The 21,777-nt window shown below is 33.5% G+C and carries 19 protein-coding genes; 13 read left to right on the top strand and 6 right to left on the bottom strand.

Annotation, left to right across the window (positions count from 1 at the left end; all coding sequences use genetic code 11):
• Window positions 1–62 precede the first annotated feature (62 nt).
• Both VQL36_RS18465 and VQL36_RS18460 read left to right on the top strand, forming a co-directional pair.
• The gene (locus VQL36_RS18465) at window positions 63–683 is read left to right on the top strand and encodes a hypothetical protein (protein WP_349250711.1); all 621 of its coding nucleotides are present in this window, start codon (window positions 63–65) and stop codon (window positions 681–683) included.
• A 206-nt stretch (window positions 684–889) separates the two neighbouring features.
• Complete coding sequence (locus tag VQL36_RS18460; RefSeq protein WP_349250710.1) at window positions 890–1,372, top strand: HEAT repeat domain-containing protein; 483 nt, start codon at window positions 890–892, stop codon at window positions 1,370–1,372.
• A 252-nt stretch (window positions 1,373–1,624) separates the two neighbouring features.
• On the opposite strand, the gene VQL36_RS18455 is transcribed toward VQL36_RS18460, so the two are convergent.
• Window positions 1,625–1,966, bottom strand: a complete 342-nt coding sequence (locus VQL36_RS18455; RefSeq protein ID WP_349250709.1) for a cytochrome c — start codon at window positions 1,964–1,966, stop codon at window positions 1,625–1,627.
• A gap of 166 nt (window positions 1,967–2,132) precedes the next feature.
• Complete coding sequence (locus VQL36_RS18450) at window positions 2,133–2,729, bottom strand: ANTAR domain-containing protein (protein ID WP_349250708.1); 597 nt, start codon at window positions 2,727–2,729, stop codon at window positions 2,133–2,135.
• A 536-nt stretch (window positions 2,730–3,265) separates the two neighbouring features.
• On the opposite strand from VQL36_RS18450, the gene VQL36_RS18445 reads away from it, so the two are divergent.
• The 7 genes from VQL36_RS18445 (at window position 3,266) to mutY (ending at window position 13,999) form a co-directional block, all read left to right on the top strand.
• Window positions 3,266–4,747: a NarK family nitrate/nitrite MFS transporter gene (locus VQL36_RS18445; protein WP_349250707.1), complete on the top strand. Its 1,482-nt coding sequence runs from the start codon at window positions 3,266–3,268 to the stop codon at window positions 4,745–4,747.
• Between the two features lie 274 nt (window positions 4,748–5,021).
• The gene (gene nirB / locus VQL36_RS18440; RefSeq protein ID WP_349250706.1) at window positions 5,022–7,442 is read left to right on the top strand and encodes a nitrite reductase large subunit NirB; all 2,421 of its coding nucleotides are present in this window, start codon (window positions 5,022–5,024) and stop codon (window positions 7,440–7,442) included.
• Between the two features lie 42 nt (window positions 7,443–7,484).
• Complete coding sequence (gene nirD, locus VQL36_RS18435; RefSeq protein WP_349250705.1) at window positions 7,485–7,835, top strand: nitrite reductase small subunit NirD; 351 nt, start codon at window positions 7,485–7,487, stop codon at window positions 7,833–7,835.
• 93 nt (window positions 7,836–7,928) lie between these two features.
• A complete protein-coding gene (locus tag VQL36_RS18430) occupies window positions 7,929–10,061 on the top strand; it encodes a molybdopterin oxidoreductase family protein (protein ID WP_349250704.1) in 2,133 nt (710 codons plus the stop codon).
• A 130-nt stretch (window positions 10,062–10,191) separates the two neighbouring features.
• Entirely contained in the window at window positions 10,192–10,524 is a 333-nt protein-coding gene (locus VQL36_RS18425) for a metalloregulator ArsR/SmtB family transcription factor (RefSeq protein ID WP_349250703.1), read from the top strand.
• A gap of 52 nt (window positions 10,525–10,576) precedes the next feature.
• A complete protein-coding gene (locus VQL36_RS18420) occupies window positions 10,577–12,664 on the top strand; it encodes a heavy metal translocating P-type ATPase (protein ID WP_349250702.1) in 2,088 nt (695 codons plus the stop codon).
• Window positions 12,665–12,874: 210 nt separating this feature from the next.
• Window positions 12,875–13,999 carry an A/G-specific adenine glycosylase gene (gene mutY, locus VQL36_RS18415; protein ID WP_349250701.1) on the top strand — a complete coding sequence of 375 codons (1,125 nt, stop codon included), beginning with the start codon at window positions 12,875–12,877 and terminating at the stop codon, window positions 13,997–13,999.
• 345 nt (window positions 14,000–14,344) lie between these two features.
• Here mutY and VQL36_RS18410 read toward each other — a convergent pair whose 3' ends face one another.
• Genes VQL36_RS18410 through VQL36_RS18395 form a run of 4 tightly spaced genes read right to left on the bottom strand, consistent with a single transcriptional unit; the run spans window position 14,345 to window position 15,366 of the window.
• Window positions 14,345–14,671 carry a hypothetical protein gene (locus tag VQL36_RS18410; protein ID WP_349250700.1) on the bottom strand — a complete coding sequence of 109 codons (327 nt, stop codon included), beginning with the start codon at window positions 14,669–14,671 and terminating at the stop codon, window positions 14,345–14,347.
• Between the two features lie 58 nt (window positions 14,672–14,729).
• The gene (locus VQL36_RS18405) at window positions 14,730–14,906 is read right to left on the bottom strand and encodes a hypothetical protein (protein WP_349250699.1); all 177 of its coding nucleotides are present in this window, start codon (window positions 14,904–14,906) and stop codon (window positions 14,730–14,732) included.
• A gap of 34 nt (window positions 14,907–14,940) precedes the next feature.
• Window positions 14,941–15,138, bottom strand: a complete 198-nt coding sequence (locus VQL36_RS18400) for a hypothetical protein (RefSeq protein ID WP_349250698.1) — start codon at window positions 15,136–15,138, stop codon at window positions 14,941–14,943.
• A gap of 33 nt (window positions 15,139–15,171) precedes the next feature.
• Window positions 15,172–15,366, bottom strand: a complete 195-nt coding sequence (locus tag VQL36_RS18395) for a hypothetical protein (RefSeq protein WP_349250697.1) — start codon at window positions 15,364–15,366, stop codon at window positions 15,172–15,174.
• Between the two features lie 466 nt (window positions 15,367–15,832).
• Between VQL36_RS18395 and VQL36_RS18390 the strand changes: the two genes are divergently transcribed.
• Genes VQL36_RS18390 through VQL36_RS18375 form a run of 4 tightly spaced genes read left to right on the top strand, consistent with a single transcriptional unit; the run spans window position 15,833 to window position 21,585 of the window.
• Window positions 15,833–16,516, top strand: a complete 684-nt coding sequence (locus VQL36_RS18390) for an ABC transporter ATP-binding protein (RefSeq protein WP_349251216.1) — start codon at window positions 15,833–15,835, stop codon at window positions 16,514–16,516.
• Window positions 16,485–17,741, top strand: a complete 1,257-nt coding sequence (locus VQL36_RS18385; RefSeq protein WP_349250696.1) for an efflux RND transporter periplasmic adaptor subunit — start codon at window positions 16,485–16,487, stop codon at window positions 17,739–17,741. The genes VQL36_RS18390 and VQL36_RS18385 overlap by 32 nt, the downstream gene beginning before the upstream one ends.
• 12 nt (window positions 17,742–17,753) lie before the next feature.
• Window positions 17,754–20,648 (top strand): ABC transporter permease, encoded by a 2,895-nt coding sequence (locus VQL36_RS18380; protein WP_349250695.1) that lies wholly within the window; start codon window positions 17,754–17,756, stop codon window positions 20,646–20,648.
• Between the two features lie 4 nt (window positions 20,649–20,652).
• The gene (locus VQL36_RS18375) at window positions 20,653–21,585 is read left to right on the top strand and encodes an ABC transporter ATP-binding protein (RefSeq protein ID WP_349250694.1); all 933 of its coding nucleotides are present in this window, start codon (window positions 20,653–20,655) and stop codon (window positions 21,583–21,585) included.
• Window positions 21,586–21,777: the final 192 nt, after the last annotated feature.

Here is a 21,777-nt window from a genome sequence, read left to right as displayed (position 1 = left end):
ATTATGATTGTTTTATTATATCACGAGATATTTAAAACAAAACAAGGGGAGGCGTTAATTTGTTGATCGAGGAAATAATTGGAAGTTGGTCAGTGGATATACTGTATGCTCCAGGTGCGCAAGGTGATGACTGGTTTGTTTTATTACCTAATGGAAAAGGTTGGTTCCAAAGCTGTAATTGGGGTTCTTGTATGATCGAAACTTTTACATGGAGCCTAGTTGATGAAACTATTCACATTGAGGGTGATAAATATTATGGTTATGAAGGTGAAGTTGAATATTCAAGTTCTCATTTTATAAGTAAAATACAATTAAACTATGAAAACACTCCTAGCAAAGAAATGATGGAAGTCATTACGTTTGAAAAAGAGTTTTATTTTAATACTAAATATGGATTGTTATCAAAGGAAGTAAGTCAAAGTGAATTGGATCGACAACTAGAAAAGTATGGAGAAGTATATTTTGTTGATCGTAGATATTTTAAAGTATCTGAGGGAGACAATGTATTTTATACATATCGAGAATCTGTTACAGGAGATATTCAAGATAGTTATAAAAACAATCCTGAAATAATTACTGAATTGATGATGAAAAATATTAGAAATTATCGTGCTGATTCAGATTCAAATAATGAGGTCATAATCGAGGTTTGTAGTAAAGAGGAGTATGAAACTAACATATAAAAATACTCCTGAATCCCTGATAGCTCTATATTTTGCTAGTGATAGAGACGGAATAATATTAGAGAATATTTATTTTATATAAAAATTCTTCGAAAATATTTGATAAAGTGATCTTCAACTCTATGGCGCATTTCTTAAAGAAGAATGCCTTTTGAATTTGGATGATTTTAATAGCTTAAAGTTAAATTGATAAATGGAGTGATATTTTGTATGAGTTAAATTTAGAACAACACATAGTTAATGGGGGAATTGAAGAAGCAATTCTAATTGTTAAACAAATTGGCGAGAAAAAGGATAGTTCATATGTAGATAATCTAATAGAAAACTTAAAACAAACTGATAGTAATATTCTAAGAAATGCAATTGCTATTGCACTTGGCGATATAGGGAGTAATAAATCTGTAGAGCCAATTATGAATCTACTGGCAGATCCTAAAACAAAAGGGAGTAGAGGTACACTTCTCTATGCATTAAGGAGCTTAGATTATTCTGCTCATACTATAGAGATAACCAAGTTACTTCTGAACAACAGTATTGAGATAAGTAATGAGTCATTTCTGTTGTTAGAAAAAATTTCGAAGGATTTACCAGTAGAGATTAAGAAAGAATGTAAGAAGATAATATCAGATCATTTAAAAAATAATGAAGATGATTATCACTTAGAAGAAGCATTAGAGTTATTTGATTAAACATTAAATCATAAACTCTTCTTCAAGTAAGAAATTTTAAGGATGTTAAAAATGATAACGTTATTCAACTATATGGCACGATTATGGAATATTATACTAGAAGATAATCAATCTTTTTTAAAAACCAAGTAGCTAATATTCAATTTAGAATCCATTTTGATCAACCTTCTTTCAAAATAGATTCTTTTTGTTTCCATAGAATATAGGTTTGATTGAAGTTTTATATCAAACTTTATTTTAAATCTAAATATGTCACTTCATTTCAAACAACCAATTCGTTAGAGATTCAATGTCTTCTTCTGGTAATACGCCCTCATAAGCAGGCATATGAGTATCTTCTTTTCCATTAAGTAATATATTTTTGATATCTTCTTTATCTAACCGAGCTCCAACTTGTTGTAGGTTAGTTGATGGTCCCATACGACCTTCTAAATCAGTGCCATGACATGAAATGCATTGACTTTTTTTATAAATCTTATACTCTGATGAGTTTTTGTCTACAATATCTGATTCAGATGTGTTCTGAGCACATGCTGTTGTTAATATCAACATGAGACTAAAAGCAAAAAGCACAAACTTCCTATCGTTTGACATAAAATTGCCTCCAGACATTTTCTAGATATAATTCCTAAGCTACTATTAATCATCATAAATAAAAAGTGATAGGAGATCAAAGGACAAAGTGTGAAATATTTTGTCAATTTATATTTCCCGAGAAATAATTTTGTCAAATAAAGGCTAGCGAATTGTAAGAATCCATTTATTCGTTTAGTAGTTGATGAACTTTAACAATTGAAATTGCTACATCTGCTAGTCTCTTTCTATCGTTCATAGCTTGTTTGCGTAAAAAATCATAGGCTTCTGCTTCAGGGATATTTTTCATCTTAGAAATAATTCCTTTGGCTTGTTCGATCCATTTTCGTTCTTCTAATTTAAACAATAATTGTTGACGCTCTTTTTTCCACTGTGTTTTTAGTTGGTGATGATTTGCACTTAGTTGAAAACACCAATGCAATTTTGCCGGCTCCATTTGGGGAAAGATCATACCATCAATCCCTAAGTTTAATTTACATTCATCATTATCAGAGGTATAAGAATCACACCACCAAATAAGAGGAACATCTTTAATAGATATAATTTTTTGTGTCCATTGAAACAAATCTGATATTCTAACTCTTAAAATAACAGCATCAATGGGGTTTAAAACTTTCTTTTCAATAATATTTTGAGTAGTAATGGATTGGACACGATAACCTATGGTATTTAATGTCTCAATGAAATTTGAAGTTGAATTAACTTTTTTCTCTCCCATTTCCAAAACATTTGAATCGTTGATGAGAAGGAAATATTGTAGCATAAAAAAACCCCCATCAAAGTTATTTACCTACTAAAAATATGGTCATTTTTCTGTTTTAACATAAATTTAGAGTAAATATTTTAAATTGAAATTTAAATAATAATAATTGGACAACTATATGTTATATATACTAACATGGATTAGTTATAAATATAACATAATTAGATGGGGGAAGTCTATGTATTTCCTTAAAAAACGAACATAAATAAGATAACATACTTTAATGTACGTCTTAGGAGAGCGTTTTCAATTGTTTTAAGAAGAATTACTTATAAAAACACAATATATATCTGATATTTATATTTATGTTAATTAAGTTGACATATGTTTATGGATTAATTATAATAACTTTAAATAAAATCGTTTCAACACGAAGATGTGTTGAGTTAGCTAGTAGGCAAAGGTGCCTATCTACTGAGTGAACCCTTTTCACAGGTTTATTCTGTAGGTAGGTTTTATTTTTTAAAAAAAGGTTAAAGACACAACGGGGTGTCAGTATTTTACAAAATGCAGTAAAAAACTAAGGAGTGAGTGGTATGAGTACTAAAACAGGAAACCCTTACAAAGGAAATATTAAGATTTTAATGTTAACTACCTTTGCATTCTTCATAACATTTGTCGTCTGGTTTAATATGGCACCATTTGTTGCCACCATTAAAGAAACTTTAAATTTAACGGATCAACAAGTTGGAGTATTACTGACAATGAACGTGGCTTTAACTATACCTGCACGTGTAATTATAGGAATGTTAGTTGATCGATTCGGTCCCCGTAAAGTTTACTCATCTCTAATGGCAATCATGAGTATTCCTTGTTTTATGTTTGCTTTGGGAGATAGTTTCATTCAACTTTTTATAGCACGTACTTTACTTGCTATGATTGGGGCAGGTTTTGTAATTGGGATTCGCATGGTATCTGAATGGTTTCCTGCGAAACAAGTAGGTATTGCAGAAGGTGTGTACGGGGGTTGGGGTAACTTTGGGTCCGCAGCAGCTGCTTTTACACTTCCACTAATTGCAGTTTATATTATGGAACAATTTTTTGGTTTGGAAAATGGATGGAGATGGGCAATTGGATTTACTGGATTCGTTAGTTTGTTATATTCTTTGATCTATTTTAAATCTGTGAAAGATACGCCCGAAGGTCGCCAATATAAACGTCCTAAGAAAAGTGGTGCGATGGAAGTTACCAGTTATGGGGACATGATCTTTTTAATGGCGATGACTTTACCGATGTATATCATTTTAGGAGTCCTTACATGGAAAGTTCAGGGGTTAGGATTAATTAATCCTGTAATATCTGGTTTAATATATGGAATGTTAGGGTTATTATTTATTTTAAATTGTTATAAAATATGGTCTGTAAACAAAGATCACATACAAGAAGGGGTACAGGAAAAAGAAAAGTATTCATTCAAACAAGTGGCCATTTTGGATTTAGCATATTTTTGTACATTTGGTTCTGAATTAGCGGTTGTTTCTATGCTGCCATTATTTTTCCTGACTACATTTAATCTTTCAGTAACACAAGCAGGAATGATTGCTTCAAGTTATGCTTTTATGAACTTAGTGGCTCGACCAAGTGGAGGTTGGTTGAGTGATAAATTTGGCCGCAAAAAAACCTTAACTATTCTTGTTGCTGGATTATCTATCACATATTTATGTATGGGATTTATGAATTCAAGTTGGTCAATCGTAGCAGCTGTAATGTTAACAATGACTTGTTCGTTTTTCGTTCAAGCAGGTGAAGGATCCGTATTTTCAATGGTGCCTTTAGTTAAAAAACGTTTAACAGGGCAGGTAGCGGGCATGGTTGGCGCGTATGGGAATGTTGGTGCGACTACATTCTTAACAGTGCTTACTTTTGTAAGTCCGCAGGCTTTCTTTGTAGTCATTGGTTGTGCTTCTCTAGTGTGTTTTGCAGCATGTTTCTTTTTAAAGGAACCAGATGTTGAAGCGATAGAACAACAAGCTTTAGAAATAGAAGAATGTAGGGTTGGGGAAAAGATTGTTGCATAATTTCTATAATATATAACATCAACTTGACGTAAAAACAAAAAATGTGAATAAATTAAATTACTTAAATTAGTTTAACTATGTCAATAAACTTGACATGTGATTTCGGAAGATATATAATTGTGTTAACAAAAACTTCTATTGGAGTTTCTAATTGAATGACACAATGGCGTGTCTATAAATGAAAGATGGCAACGAGGCCTATCTGATGTATAACAATAACATCAGTAGGTCTCTTTTTGTTTACCTTTAATCTATAAGGAAGGGGCGAGTGATAATGACTCAAAAAGAAAAACTAGTAGTAATAGGGAACGGGATGGCTGGTGTGAATACAGTCGAGCATATATTAAAACTAGCTCCAAATCAGTTTGACATTACAATATTTGGTTCAGAACCTCATCCAAACTATAATCGTATTTTACTATCCTACGTGTTAGCGGGAGATTCCAAAGTAGACGATATTGTCATTAATAGTTATGAATGGTATAAGGAACATGGTATTTCACTATATACAGGGGAAACCATCACGAAGATAAATACGGAATCAAAAACAGTAACAAGTGACAAAGGAACAACCATTTCTTATGATAAATTAATTATTTCTACAGGATCTAATGCATTTATGCTTCCATTGCCAGGTGCTGATAAAGAAGGAGTTATTGCTTATCGAACGATTCAAGATTGTGAATATATGATGGAAGCTGCTAAAAACTATAAAAAAGCAGTAGTAATCGGTGGAGGATTGTTGGGGTTAGAGGCAGCAAGAGGGTTCTTAAATCTTGGTATGAAGGTAGATGTTGTGCATATTTGTGATTCTATTATGGAAAGGCAATTGGATAGAACAGCTTCAAAAATGCTTCAAGACAAATTAGAGTCTCAAGGTATGAACTTTTTATTAAATAAACAAACAGAGAAAATTCTAGGAAAAGATAGAGTGAAAGGTTTAAAATTTTCCGACGGCTCCAAAGTGGATGCAGATTTAGTAGTGATGGCGGTGGGAATTACTCCAAATGTTCAACTTGCAGTAGATGCAGGTATTGAAGTTAAACGGGGCATTGTAGTAAATGATTTTCTAGAAACGAGCATTAAAGATATATTTGCTGTTGGGGAGTGTGCAGAACATAGAGGAATCGGATACGGTTTAGTTGCCCCGTTATTTGAACAAGGTGCTGTATTAGCAAAAAATATTGCTGGAGTAGATACAAATCCATATGAAGGTTCAGTAGTATATACTAAATTAAAGGTTTCTGGAGTAGACGTATTTTCAGGTGGACAGTTTATTGATGGAGAGAATACAAAGTCGATTAAAATAGAAGACGAATTTTCAGGCATTTATAAAAAGGTTTTAATAAGAGAAAACAAGATTATTGGTGCAGTATTATTCGGAGATACTTCAGATGGCTCTAGATTAATGCAAATGATACGTAACGAAACAGACATTACTGGATTTGAAAAAGCAGCTATTCTACAAGAACCTGGTGAAAATGGTAATGCAGGATCTAGTGTCGCTGACATGAGTGATGAGGAAATCATTTGTGGTTGTAACGGAGTAAGTAAAGGTGAGATCTGTTCAGCGATTAAAGAGCAGGGATTAACTTCAGTTGAAGAGGTGAAGAACTGCACAACGGCTTCTCGCTCTTGTGGAGGATGTAAACCTTTAGTAAATGATTTACTAGAGTACACTTTAGGTGATGAATTTGATAAATCAGCTCAAAAAGAAACGATGTGTGAATGCATTGATTTAGAAAAAGACGAAATTGTAACACAAATAAAGGAAAAAGGACTTTCTCATGTACGTGAGGTGATGAGTGTTCTAGGCTGGAAAAATGATGAAGGCTGCTCGAAATGTAGACCTGCAATTAACTATTATTTAGGCATGGTGAATCCGGAGCAATATAAAGATGATTCTACTTCACGATTTGTAAATGAAAGAATGCATGCCAATATCCAAAAGGATGGTACGTATTCTGTAGTACCTCGTATGTATGGTGGAGTTACAAATCCAGCAGATTTGAAAAAAATTGCTACAGTAGCTGAGAAATATAATGTGCCTAAAGTAAAGATCACAGGTGGTCAAAGAATAGATTTGTTAGGTGTAAAAAAAGAAGATTTGACAAACATGTGGGAAGAGTTGGATATGCCTTCAGGATATGCCTACGGTAAAGCGGTTAGAACAGTTAAAACATGTGTTGGAGAAGAATTTTGCCGATTTGGAACTGCTGATTCTATGGGAATGGGGATTCAAATTGAAAAACGTTTTGAACGTTTAAATACGCCTGCAAAAGTGAAAATGGCCGTATCAGGTTGTCCTCGTAACTGTGCAGAATCCGGAATCAAAGATTTAGGTGTTGTTGCAATTGACGGTGGATGGGAATTGTATGCCGGTGGTAACGGTGGTGTAAAACTTCGCAAAGGTGATTTGGTATCGACCGTGAAAACAGAAGCAGAAGTGATTGAATATACAGAAGCTTATTTACAATATTACCGTGAAACTGGAGTTTATGGAGAACGTACATCGGAATGGGTTGAACGCTTAGGAGTTCAACATATTCAAGACGTTTTAGCAGATGAAACTAAACGTAAAGAACTTTGTGGAAGAATGGATACAGCTCTATCCGTATTAAAAGATCCTTGGAAGGAAGCTGTAAAAAGTGAAAAAATACAAAAGGATTTATATGAAGTAATTGAAGCGAAGTGATCGGCTAAAAAGACAATGAAAAGAAATAGGAGGATGAACGGAATGAACAATTTAAATGGTGAAAGATCATGGGTAGAAGTAGCTATGTATGATGAATTACCTGTGAATTCAGGAAAGACGGTTCGTTTTAAGGATAAAGAGTTAGCTATTTTTCGTTTAACAAGTGGGAAAATACTTGTGATTGAAAATCGCTGTCCTCATAAAGATGGTGTTTTAGCAGAAGGGATCGTAAGTGGGGAATATGTGTTTTGCCCTTTACATGACCGTAAAATTGATTTATCTTCAGGTTTAGTGCAGAATCCAGATACTGGATGTGTTAAAACCTTTGATGTATCTATTGAAAATGGTAAAGTATATATTGACTTATTAGAAAAAAGTGAGATCGCTAGCTAATAAACATTATCGAATCCTTCTTAAAGGTTACTAATGGATCTGCTAGCTTGTACTAAGTCACTATTTGGGTAATTTTACGGGAGGGAGAGTTACATGTCTTTAACGATGTTTAAAAAAAAGAAAAAATTACAAAAAAACCAGCCCGTATCTAATCAATCTCACTGCTGTTTTTGCAGTATGCAGTGTAGCTTGCAACTTGTTCCAAGTGGAAAAAAATCAAGCATGATAGTTAAACCTAGTTATGATTTTCCAGTAGCTACTGGACGACTTTGTCAAAAAGGATTAAATTCATTAGATCATGTTGAACACATATCCCGTATAAGAAGACCATTGGTTAGAGTGGATAACGATGGTGGCAAGAAGTGGTCTACTACCAGTTGGGAAACAGCATTTGATCAAATTTCAATTAGAATTAAAGAGTTACAAAACAGACATGGGAAAGATTCAGTTTCCGTTTTTGGAGGCGGATCTTTAACTAATGAAGTTTCCTATTTATTAGGTAAGTTTACCCGTGTAGCATTGCAATCTAAATATATTGATTATAACGGAAGGTACTGTATGTCTTCTGCTGCAGCAGCTGGAAATAAAGCATTCGGAGTGGATCGAGGATTAACGCTCCCTTTATCTGAAATAGAGAATGCAAGGTACATTATTTTAGCAGGAACTAATATTGCGGAATGCCAACCAACGATGATGCCATACTTAATAGCAGCAAAGAAAAAAGGCGCAGTGATCGTTACTATAGACCCTAGAAATACGAAAACTTCTAAACTGGCTGATATTCATGTACGTTTACAACCTGGATTTGATGCCATGTTTGTTAATGCTTTATTAAATGTCATTGTGAATGAAAAACTGTATGACAAGCAGTTTGTACAGAATAGAACAAATGGATTTTCTGAACTAATAGAAACGGTGAAGCACTATACACCTGATGTTGTAGAAGAAATGACAGGTATCCTTGCTCCTAAAATTCGAACGATTGCTCGTGGGTTTGCCAAAGCAAAAACAGGCATTGTATTTACTGCAAGAGGGTTGGAACAGCAGGTAAACGGTGTAGAAAATACATTAAATTATATTAATTTATGCTTAACCACAGGGAAAATTGGTAAATCAGGCTGTGGTTTTGGTGCAGTTACAGGCCAAGCAAACGGACAGGGTGGAAGAGAACACGGCCAAAAAGCAGATCAGCTTCCTGGATATCGTTTGTTAGAGGATCAATCAGCACGAGAACATGTTGCAAAAGTGTGGGGAATTTCTCCAGATGAATTGCCTGGAAAGGGCGTCTCTGCGTTTGAGATGTTTGAGAAAATAAATGCTGGTGAGATTAAAGCAATGATTGTATTAGGTTCCAATCCAATTGTATCAAGTCCCAATAATGCTGTTGTTGAGCAAGCATTAAAAAAGTTAGAACTATTAGTAGTAGTTGATTTATTTGAAACTGAAACAGCAGAATATGCAGATTGGTTGTTACCAGGATCTTCATTTTTAGAAGCAGAAGGAACGTTAACAAATCTGGAAGGTCGTGTTTTTCATAGGGCTAAAGTATTGGAAACTCCAAATGAGAATCCACTAGATTATGAAATTATTTGTGAGTTTGCTGAGAGATTAGGTCGTGGACAGTATTTTCAGTATCATTCAATTGAAGATGTATTTAATGAATTAACAAGAGCTTCAGCAGGCGGGAAAGCTGATTATGGGGGAATGACTTATGATCGTTTGAAAGAGGAAAAAGGTGTGTTTTGGCCTTGTCCAGAACCTAATCATCCAGGGACACCTATGATGTTTAACAATAGGTTTTACCATGAGGATGGAAAAGCAAATATATTTGCCATTAAACCAAAAAAACCTGCTGAGCCAATAGATGAGGAATATCCGTATATATTAACAACAGGTCGTCTTGCGAATCATTATTTAAGTGGTGCCCAGACTCGGAGAACTGAAATTTTGAACAAAAAATCTCCGATACCCGTTGCAGAAATTCATCCTTGGTTAGCCCGAAAAATGGGTTTGATTCCAAATCAAAAAATGAAAATTATAAGTCGAAGAGGATCGCTTGATTTTCATGTGAAAATCACAGAAGGGATTCAACCTAAAACGATTTTTGTTCCATTTCATTGGGGCAAAGAATTAGCGATTAATCGATTAACAAATGATGCTTTAGCTCCAATCAGTCGCATGCCAGAATTTAAGATTTGTGCAGTGGCGGTTAAAGCTATAAAGTAGAAACAAGTCTCTACATTGGATAGGGACTTTTTTTGTAGTTTATTGACGAATTGTTCAATTTTATGATAAATTAAAATTAATTATTGGTAATATGACCATATGCACATATATAGTGAGTGGGGTGTTTAAATTGACTGAAGAAAACAATAAACAATCAAATGAAAATGACTATAATGAATTAGATAAGGAAACATTATTTATCGTATCTCAAACTTTTAAAGCCTTATCAGATCCAACTAGAATTCGAATTATACATTTGTTAACGAACAAAGAATATTCAGTGAATGAAATTTCAGAAAAGCTTGAATTGCTGCAATCGACTGTTTCACATCAGTTACGGTTTTTAAAAAACTTACGATTGGTAAAATCTCGTAGAGCGGGTACAACGATGTACTATTCTCATGATGATGAACATGTAGTGGACTTGTTAGATCAAACAATAAATCATGCCCAGCATCTGTAAGAACTATAAGCATTCCTTTATCTAATTCACTAACTGAGAGGGGGGAGCAAATATGAAGGAATATAAGATAAAAGGTTTAAGCTGCGCTAGCTGTGCAGCAGAAATGGAAGAAAAAATTAAAAAGCTAGAACATGGAGAATCTGCTGCAATTTCATTTAACTCCTCTAAGTTAAAGATTGATGAAGGAGCTAATTTATCTAAAGTAAAGAAAATATTAGCAAGTGATGGAGCTTCTTTAGTTAGTGATGATGAACAAGATCATGGTCATGATCATTCTCACGCTAGCGGCAATAAATTAAAACTATTTCTGGGAATCTCCACAGGGTTGTTTTTATTAACTATCATTTTTGAAACCTCCTTTCCAAACATGCTGTCCGTTTTATTTTATTTAACTGCTATTACGATTAGCGGATATCAAACTTTTATAAAGGGACTTAAAAATCTGTTTCGCTTGAAATTTAATATCGATACTCTAATGACCATTGCTTTAGTTGGAGCCATATCTATTGGTGAATGGAAAGAAGCAACACTTGTAGCCATTTTATTTGGCTTAAATGAGTATCTTGAAGGTTTAGGGATGGAGAAAGCTAGACAATCAATGGAAAAACTTTTAAAAGTAGCGCCTAAAGAAGCTATTTTAATTACAAATGGAGCTGAAAGAGTTGTTCCAATTGATGTTTTGCAGAAGGACGATATCGTTTTAGTCAAATCAGGTGAAAAAATTCCTTCTGACGGTATTGTTGTTAATGGAATCAGCTCAGTGAATGAAGCGGCCATTACCGGTGAGTCATTACCAGTTGAAAAAGAAGTGAATGTTAAGGTTTTTGGTGGAAGTATTAATAATGAAGGTGTTTTAAAGATAAAAATTACGAAAGCATTCGAAGATTCTTCATTAGCAAGGATACTGCATTTAGTTCAAGAAGCTCAGGAAACTAAAACCCCAACGGAACTATTTATTAATAAATTTGCAAAATATTATACGCCATTAATTATGATGATTTCTGTTTTAGTAATGTTCTTACCTCCATTATTCTTTGGTGGGACATGGGGAACATGGTTTTATCAAGGTTTAGCGGTATTAATTGTAGGATGTCCTTGTGCATTGATTTTGTCTTCACCTATTGCAATTGTATCAGGTATTACACGAAACGCTCGAAATGGAATATTGGTAAAAGGCGGTGTGTTTTTAGAGCAACTAGGTAAAATAACTACGATTGCTTTTGACAAAACTGGGACGTTAACTATAGGTGAACCACACGTAGAAAAAATAGTGGAGTATGACAATAGGTTATTAAGTATTGCTGGTGCAGTAGAAAACAAATCTTCACATCCTTTAGCGAAAGCAATTATGAAAAAGGTTGTAGAAACTAAAGTTGAATTTTCAGAAACGGATGAAATCAAAACTCTTTCTGGACGCGGTGTAGAGGCAATAGTAGGTGGCATTCCGTACTATGTCGGTAATGAAAAGAGCATCGAGCATCTTCAGTTTGATGAAAAGGTTCTAAGAGATATAGATGATTTGAAAACTCAGGGGCTAACAATAGTGATCGTTGCTAGTGTAGAGCATGTCTTAGGAATCTTCGGAATTTCAGATGAGATTCGTCATGAAAGTAAAGAAGTTATGGATAAACTTCATCAAATAGGAATTAAACATACAGTGATGCTGACAGGTGATCATGAACAGACTGCGGAGAAAGTAGCTAAGCAAGTAGGTGTATCAGAATTTCTTGCGAACCTGCTACCTGAACAGAAAGTAGAAAAAATTAAGGCTTTAAATGAACGTGGGGATGTTGCGATGATTGGTGATGGAATCAATGATGCACCAGCACTTGCAGTAGCTGATCTTGGTATTGCGATGGGAAAAGGAACGGATAGTGCAATTGAAACTGCTGATATCGTTTTGATGCAGGATCATTTAGGTAAACTTCCTAATGCAATCTCGATCTCTAAAAGGGTAAACAAAGTGATAAAATTAAATATTTCTCTAGCATTAGGGTTAAAATTGATTGCACTTTTATTAACGATCCCCGGATGGTTAACGCTATGGATTGCGGTTTTATCAGACATGGGAGCAACGATATTAGTTTCTCTCATTAGTTTAACGATATTGATTGATAAAAATAGAAGCAAAGTGAAATGATTTTTTCCAGAGAATCCATTACACACAAAAAAGGTCACCGAAAGGTGATTTTTTTTGTGTTCATCATTCTGAGTTTTTTGGTGAGCATATTTGGTGGTATAATGGTGGGAGTTTATCAGATCGATACGGAAGAGGGTCAACCAAACGAAGTTGACTATATACTTTAACATAATTTGGTGTAAAATGTTTACCATCAATCAGGAGAGAAATATGACAAACATAACGATTCAAAAACAAGTTTTTGTAAAGGAATTATTAAATTGGTTTAGAGAAAATAAAAGAGATTTACCTTGGAGAAAAAACAAAAATCCTTATTATATTTGGATTTCAGAAATCATGCTGCAACAAACTAGAGTGGATACAGTGATCCCTTATTTTGAGAATTTTATTGATAAGTTCCCAACAATAGAAGCTTTAGCAGATGCTCCTGAAGATGATGTTCTGAAGGCTTGGGAAGGTTTAGGTTATTATTCTAGAGCTAGAAACTTGCATAGTGCGGTGAAAGAAGTAAAAGTGAGTTATGGATCAGTAGTGCCAGACAACCCAAAGGATATTTCATCATTAAAAGGAGTGGGTCCTTACACTGCGGGTGCTGTATTAAGTATTGCCTACGATAAGCCAGAACCAGCGGTTGATGGGAATGTGATGAGAGTATTGTCTAGATACTTTTTGATTCAAGAAGATATTACAAAAGTTTCAACAAGAACCTCAATGGAAAATATTATAAGAGAAGTCATCCCTCATGATGCTGCAAGTGATTTTAATCAAGGGCTTATGGAGTTAGGGGCATTAATTTGTTCTCCAAAATCACCAAAGTGTCAAACTTGTCCAGTGATGGAACATTGTGAAGCGCGTTTAAATGGAATAGTGGATTCTTTGCCGATCAAGAAAAAAGCAAAACCTCCAAAAGTAGAACAAAGATTAGTTGCTCTTATTGAAGGAACAGGTGTTAATGAAGGTAAGATTTTGATTCGTCAAAGATCTGACAAAGGTTTATTAGCTGGGATGTGGGAATTACCTCATTACATAACAGAGAATAATCAAACTTCAAATTGGATGGGTTCTGATGAATTGAATGAGGATTATGTGATCGATCAATATGCTTTAGAAACAGGAACAGAGCTTGGAAAGGGACAGTATTTGTTTAATATCAATCACGTATTTAGTCATATTTATTGGGATATGAAGGTTTTTCGATTTAAGGAAGATCATAGTTTAATAGAGAAAGATTTAATCCAACAGAAAAATGAATATCGTTATGCTTGGATTTCACTAGATGAAGTAGATCAATATGTGTTTCCAAATGTGTTTTTGAGAATTTTTAAACAGGTTTAGCTTAAACTTCTAATTTGTTCTTTTGATAGGATACCCATTAAAAAAATCCTCCTCAGTTCTTAATATTTAATCTTCTACTGAGAAGGATTTGATTCCTTTTTCATTTCTAGATACACAAAATTTTTTACACTATTAATAAAGTACCTTTCACCGATAATTGATGATTGAATTTCCATTTTCGCTCTTTATCTTGATACTTCGAAACACTCTATCTGATTCTTTTTTATTTTTTCCTAAATATTCAAATTCCTTTTCTATTTTGCTAAGATGCAATTTAATAGAATTTAATATATTAGAATGTTCAGTGAAATTTAACATAAATAAATCACCTCAAGCTTTTTAAAATTATCTTTCTTCAAAAGAATGTATAAAATGTTCAAGTGTTTCTCGATTATAGTCAGTTATTTTATCAAAATACCCTATCATTGTCTCTATATTGTTATCTTTTTCTGTTTTATTAATTAAACTTTGTTGTAATAGTAGAACAATAGCATAAGCTATAGCTGAATTATCAACATAAACAAATGAATTTCCACTTTTATTGATTTTAGAGTTACCATTTTCATTTCTAAGATCGATTGTTAACAGACTATCAATTTGTTTTGAAAATTCACTGATATACTTGGTAATAGACTTATCTATTAGTTCTTCTATTTTTTTTTCATCCATCATTGTTATTATTCCCTCTCACTAATTTATTTCTTTGGGGAATCCCAAGCGAAAAATACCATTAAGTACCACCAAACACCGTAGCACTTCCGTTTCTAATAATAATATCAGTCTTATCAGTTTGTGTCTGAATCTCTAATTGCAATTGTCTTTGTAAATGTTCCTGCATTTTAGCAAATTTATTCATTTTCTCTTCTAATTCATTTATTTGATTAAGGATTTTTTCAGTTTCTTGCATGTTCTGTCCTCCTTTTTAAGATGTCAGTTACAGATTAATCAGACTGGTTACTATTAATATCGTTAGCGTTTAAATCGTTAGAAGCATTTCCGTTTTTAACAGAAAACTCAAATTTATCTGTTTGTGATTGAGCTTGTAATTGTTGCTGAAGATTTACCTGTAATTTAGTAAGTTCATCCATTTGCCTTACTATCTCACTTAATTGACTCAGGATATTATTAGTTTCTTCCATTCTATGTCCTCCTTTCAAAATAATCAGAACTTCTTAAAACATCCCACAAGATCCATTCCTAATTTCAATTTTATTTATATTAACTTGTTTTTGAGCTTGTAATTGAACTAGTTGTAGGTAATCTTCTAATTGTTTTTGTAATTGTTTCTGAACTTGAATAATTTTTTGTAATTGAGATTTGATCTGTGAAAGTAGCCTAGTTATTTTTTCATAAACAATAATTTCCATTTTATCCCTCCTCTCTAATTTTTATTTTATGTATTCAATACCATTATTGTTACGGGCTTTTTCAAAGCCAAGTCCTTGCTCAAGCTCCCATAGGATTAGAAGATAGAATAAAGTCCAACTTCAATTTGAGGATGGCAAAATAATCTTCATAGAGACCTTTCTCTACATTTATCCAATGGAGTACCAACTAGATTGAATTCGATTTCATTAAATTTAGATGAAATATTAAAAAACTCAAGCATTTTTCCATGTGTTATTTTAAGATAATTTGTTATTTCATTAGATAATGATCCAAATTCATTGTGTTCATCTTTATTCCTAGTATAATTGGGTTAAAATGCCCTCAGAAATGAAGTTGAAGGTAATTAGGAGTTATAAATAGTTATTTATAACCTTTTAAAGATTGGGGGGGGACTCAGTGTTTTCTAAACAACAAAGTACAATAGATCCTAAACAAGATTCAATCATGGTAGCTCAAGGGGTAAAGAGAACATTTGGCAAAGGGCACAATGCTGTTCACGCTTTAAAAAATGTGAATTTAAACATACCTAGAGGTTGTTTAGTAGCACTAAAAGGCAGATCTGGTTCTGGTAAAACAACGCTATTAAATGTACTGGGAACGTTGGATCAACCTACGGAAGGGAATGTTTTTTTTCATAACAATAATATATCGAATTTATCAGATAAAGAACGGACGAATCTTCGAAGGAAAGAGATTGGACTCATCTTTCAATCGTTTGCTTTAACTCCATATATGACTGCACTAGAAAATGTTGAATTTGCATTAAGAATTGCTGGTATTCCAAGTAAAGAGCATTTGAAACTAGCTGAGGAAGCTTTAAGTTTGGTAGGTTTGAAAAAAAGAATGAAACATAGACCTTATGAGTTATCTGGAGGGGAACAACAAAGAGTAGCCATTGCCAGATGTATTGCTCAGCAGCCTGCATTAATCTTAGCGGATGAGTCAACAGCTGAATTAGACAGTAAAATGGGTTTTCAAATTATTCAATTGTTTAAGAAATGCATTCAAGATACAGGTATGACGATTGTATTAACTACACATGACCCGGATGTTATGGAATTGGTAGATTATCTGTATGAATTGGAGGATGGGGAAATTGTTCAATCAAACCAAAATGAAATCGATTAAATTTATTTTCATGCCTATTGTAATTTTCGCCCTAGCTGGATGTTCATTGATTCCTGTAGAAGAAGATGATTTAGCTCCCCCTTTAATAGAACCTAAAAAAGAAGAAGTGAAACTATTAACTGTTGAAAAAGGCTCCATCGTAAAAAACCTTCATTTACAAGGGAATTTCAGATTCTCCATTTCAGAATCTTTATATTTTAAACAACATGGTGGAAGGATTGTGTCCATTGATGTGAAATTAGGAGATTCAGTGTCCAAAGGCGATGTGGTCGCTCAGTTAGAAAATGAAGAATTAGCAAAAAGAGTTCAACAACAAAGGCTTGCACTGGAGAGAGCAAAAATTGAATTACAAAGAGCACAGCAAGAAGTTGAGTTGGATTTGCCGGACACGCAAATCGATCTAGATTTAAAAAGTATAGAAGCATCTGTCGAAGATGCGAAAATAAACCTAGAAAGAACAACACGTTTATATGAAGAAGGAGCTGTTTCCCTGCAAAAGTTAGAAGTTGTACAACAACAAGTAGAGCAATTGGAGCTTTCTTATGAAAAACTTCTGATTAGTACTGAAGGTAGTAAGGTTTACCCAGTTGATGAACAATACATTAGATTATTAGAGATCAACGTAGAAACAGCCCAGATTGAATATAACTATCTGCAGGCGCAATTGAGCAATACGAAACTGACCGCGAATATTGATGGTGTCGTTACTTATATTAATACTTTAAAAAGAGGGGAAGAAGTCATTGCTTATGACCCTATCGTTGACATTTCTAATTCTGAAAATTTATTCATTCTAGCAACATTGAAAAATGCAGAAGAAATTTTAGAAGCAAAAGATGCGGAAATTAATCAACCTGTTGAAATAACATACGATGGTGAAATCTATACAGGAATAGTAGTACAAACACCTGAAACTGCACCAGAATCTGCAGATAGAGAAGTAACAGAAAGGAACAAGACATCGATATTTGTGAAACCAGATGAGAAGCTTCCTGAAGGGATTGACATTGGTGATCGTGTTGATGTAACAATTACGTTGGTTGAAAAGGAAGATACGATTGTAATTCCTTCTGCTAGTTTACATACCTATTTGGCTCGTAACTTTGTAAAAGTGTTGGATGGTGAAAGTAGAGTTGAGGTTGATGTAGAAATTGGTGTAGAAACAAAAACAGAGGTTGAAATCATTAGTGGTTTAGAAGAAGGTCAACAATTGATACTTAACTAAGGGGGGTAAATGGTGGCTATTTTTACAATGATCATTCGAAAAATGATCAAAAACAAGTGGCTCGAAATCAGTTTACTGCTCGGTTTAATGCTTTCCGTTGCCCTCACTAGCAGTATTCCTATTTATACAAATGCTATTTTGCATCGAATGTTAGTAAAGGAACTTGAGAATTTACAGTTGCAACAAAACGTATTTCCAGGTCGATTTGATGTTTCATCTTCTATAAGAAGTTCAATGCCACCAGAAGATCGAGAAAAATATCTTTCAAGTGTAGATAAATATATGGAGGAAGTAATTACAGAGCAAATATCTTTACCAATATTAAGTAATGTCAAACAAAGAGAAACGTTAAATTACTCCTTTATTCCACTTGAGGAATTTAATTTTTTAAGTGAATTAGCGGATGATGAAGAGAAAACAAGTTCATTGCGAAGTAGAAAAATCAATATATTGGGTTCATCTGAATTCAATGATCATATCCAGCTTATAGATGGTCGACTTCCATCAAATCAAGTAGAAGATGATGTTTATGAAGTATTGATAACGGAAGGGTCTCTTTCTGCATTAAATATTACATTAAATAAAGAACTTGTTATTTTAGATGGTAGTAATAAACTAATCACTGTGAATCCTGTTGGTATTTTTGAACCTAAGGATTATAGTGATGTGTATTTTAATAAAAGTTTATCTAATACAACATTTTATTTGGATTTTAACTTGTTCGAACAGAAATTTACTTCCCAGAATGTATTACCTGTAAGGAATAGTTATTGGAACGTATCTTTTGATTATCAAAGTATACGCTTATCATCGGTTGATCAATTAGTTGATGCCTATACAGGACTTAAAGGATACTTAACCCCTTATACAAATAATGATAAAAATATTAAAGGTAATGAAGTTGACTTACCAATAATAAGCATTCTAGAAAACTATGATAAGAAACAACAGAAATTAAAAACGATGGTTTCGTTTCTATACATTCCTGTATTAATTATGATTGCTTTTTACATCTTTTTAGTTTCTAACTTAATCATTGAAAGACAGAAAACAGAAATTTCTGTTTTGAGGAGTCGTGGTGCGAATCGTCTACAAATTTTAGGTGGTTATTTAATTGAGGGTTTAATTTTAGGAAGCATCGCTTATTTTTCCGGATTATATATGGCAAAATTTTTTACGATGATATTAGGTTCTTCTAATGGTTTTTTACAGTTTGTACAGCGTACATCATTATCGGTGGAAATTACTGGGGAAGCTTATGTTTATGCAGCTTTTGCCGTTGTAGGAACCATTATTATGATGTTAGTGCCTGCTTTTATCCATACTCGTCAAAATATTGTGAGCTTAAAAAGAAGTATGTCTAGAAGTAAAAAAACTTCATTTTTACATAAATTTTATTTTGATATTGTGTTTATATGTATTGGATTGTACGGGTTGTATACCTTTAAAAATCAAATGAAAGACTTTGTTAACTCAGGTGTGTTTACGAATGAATTTTCAATTGATCCTCTTTTATTTATCGTTCCTAACTTATTCATAATCGGAATGGGATTATTTCTTCTTCGTATTTATCCATGGATGATTCAACTAATATATTGGTTAGGTAAAAAAAGATGGAGTCCGGTCTCTTACTCTACCTTATTACAGGTTGGTCGTTCTGCTACACAATATCAACTATTGATGGTATTTATTATATTGACACTTTCAACTGGGATGTTTAGTGCTAGTGCAGCAAGAACAATAAATAGTAATATGATTGATAAAATTTCTTATACAAACGGAGCAGATATCGTGATGGAAGTAGAGTTTGGAAACGACAATCCTGATCAATATCTACCTGGAGCTTCAGGAGAAGCATTGGATAATACACATACAAATTATATTGAACCTTCTATAGAGGTTTTTAGAAACTTACCCGGAATTGAACATATCACAAGAGTATTTAAAGAAGATAACGTGAATTTCACCAATAATAAAGTGAATACAAAAGTACAATTAATGGGAATTGATACAGCAGATTTTGGACGTGTAGCATGGTTTAAAAAAGGTTTAATGGATCATCATTTTTATGATTATTTAAATTTAATCGCAACCAATCCTCAGGCTATATTAATTTCAAAATCTATAGCAGATACTCATGATATTAAAGTTGGTGATATTGTGAACATGGGATGGATTGGTACGAATAATGTTGAGTTTATTGTATATGGCATTGTTGATTATTGGCCAAGTTGGAATCCGAATTTTGTATCAAATCCTGATATAACCGTTTCAGAAAAACCTCAATTGGTTGTAGGTCATTTAGATTTCATACAATCTCGCTTGGCACTTAGGCCCTATGAATTTTGGGCCAAACTAAAGCCTGACTTTTCTAATACAGCTCAGTTGTATGATGCCATACAAGAAAACCGTATTTGGTTAAATAATTTAACAAATTCAAAGGCTCAAATCATTAAGGTTAAAAATGATCCATTCCAGTTAGCGATTAACGGTGTTATGACTTTAGGTTTTATTATTTCTATCTTAATCAGCTTATGTGGGTTTTTATTGTACTGGATTTTAACACTAAAGGGTAGAACGCTTCAATTAGGAATGCTGCGTGCGATGGGGCTTAGATTTTCCGAGTTGGTGAAAATGCTCATATTAGAGCAAACACTGACAACGGGTGCTGCGATGCTGATGGGAATAATAACAGGTGTTGTGACGAGCAAATTGTTTGTAACCTTATTTCAAATTACTTTTAATCCACTTGAGCAGGTTCCACCTTTCCAAGTTGTTATCGATCCTTCAGATCAAAGGCAGATTTATATGATCGTTAGTATAATTATTTTGATCGGTATTATGATTTTAGGATATATGTTATCACGTATCAAAATTCACCAGGCCTTAAAATTAGGGGAGGATTGAGGATATGATTCTGTGTGAAAATCTAGTGAAGATTTATAAAATTGCTGATCTTGAGGTTGTAGCCTTACAGGGCTTAGATCTTGAAGTGAAGGATGGAGAATTAATGGCTATCATCGGAAATAGCGGTAGTGGTAAATCTACACTATTAAATATGTTAGGTGGTTTAGATCGTCCATCAGCAGGAACTGTATCTGTCAATGGGTTGGATTTATTAAAGTTTAAAGAGAAAGATTATGTTAAATATAAACGAGAGACGGTAGGATTTGTATGGCAGAATAATGCGAGGAATTTAATTCCATATTTAACGGCTTTAGAAAATGTAGAGCTGCCCATTCTTTTAAAGGGACGTCGTAAAAAAGAACGAGCAAAGGAGCTGCTCGATGCAGTTGGATTAGGACATCGAATGAATAACACTTTAAATCAGCTTTCAGGTGGTGAGCAGCAGCGTGTAGCCATCGCTATCGCTTTAGCAAATCGTCCTAAATTATTGTTAGCTGATGAGCCGACAGGATCTTTAGATACTAAAATGTCTGATCAAATCCTAGATTTGTTCCAAAAATTAAATGAAGAGTATGGATTGACGATTGTGATCGTAACACATGATCCATTATTAGCTAAAAAGGTGAATCGTGTTGTCGCTATTCGGGATGGAAAAACCTCCTCAGAAATGATAAGAAAAAGATCAGTTGAAGAGCTTGAGCAATTAGGACTTGGCTTTGAAAAAGAAGATGAGACTCATGAAGAATTTGCAATTTTAGATAAGGCTGGCAGATTGCAAATTCCTGATACTTATTTAAAGTCCATAGGATTAGAAGATAGTAATAAAGTTCAATTACAACTTGAGGATGGGAAAATTATTCTTACCTCCCCAAATGATAGCGAGAAAGGGAAAGAAGGAAAAACTATGAATCAGGATAAAGAAGTGAATATGGCTTGATGGTTATCCTGTGGAATGGATTCTTAATAATCCGCAAGAGCCTAGAACATTAAACTAAAGTATTACATAATATAAATTAAGCAATTAGAAAAAATTGCACAAAGGGTACTTTGATTACTGTCATAAACATTCCTTTCTTTTATTGAAGGCTTCTCTTCGGATGGTGAGAGAAGCTTTTTTAATCAACACCAA

Origin of the sequence: Chengkuizengella sp. SCS-71B (assembly GCF_040100845.1) — a bacterium.
GTDB lineage: Bacteria > Bacillota > Bacilli > Paenibacillales > KCTC-33759 > Chengkuizengella.
This window is presented reverse-complemented; position numbering and strand designations above follow the sequence as displayed.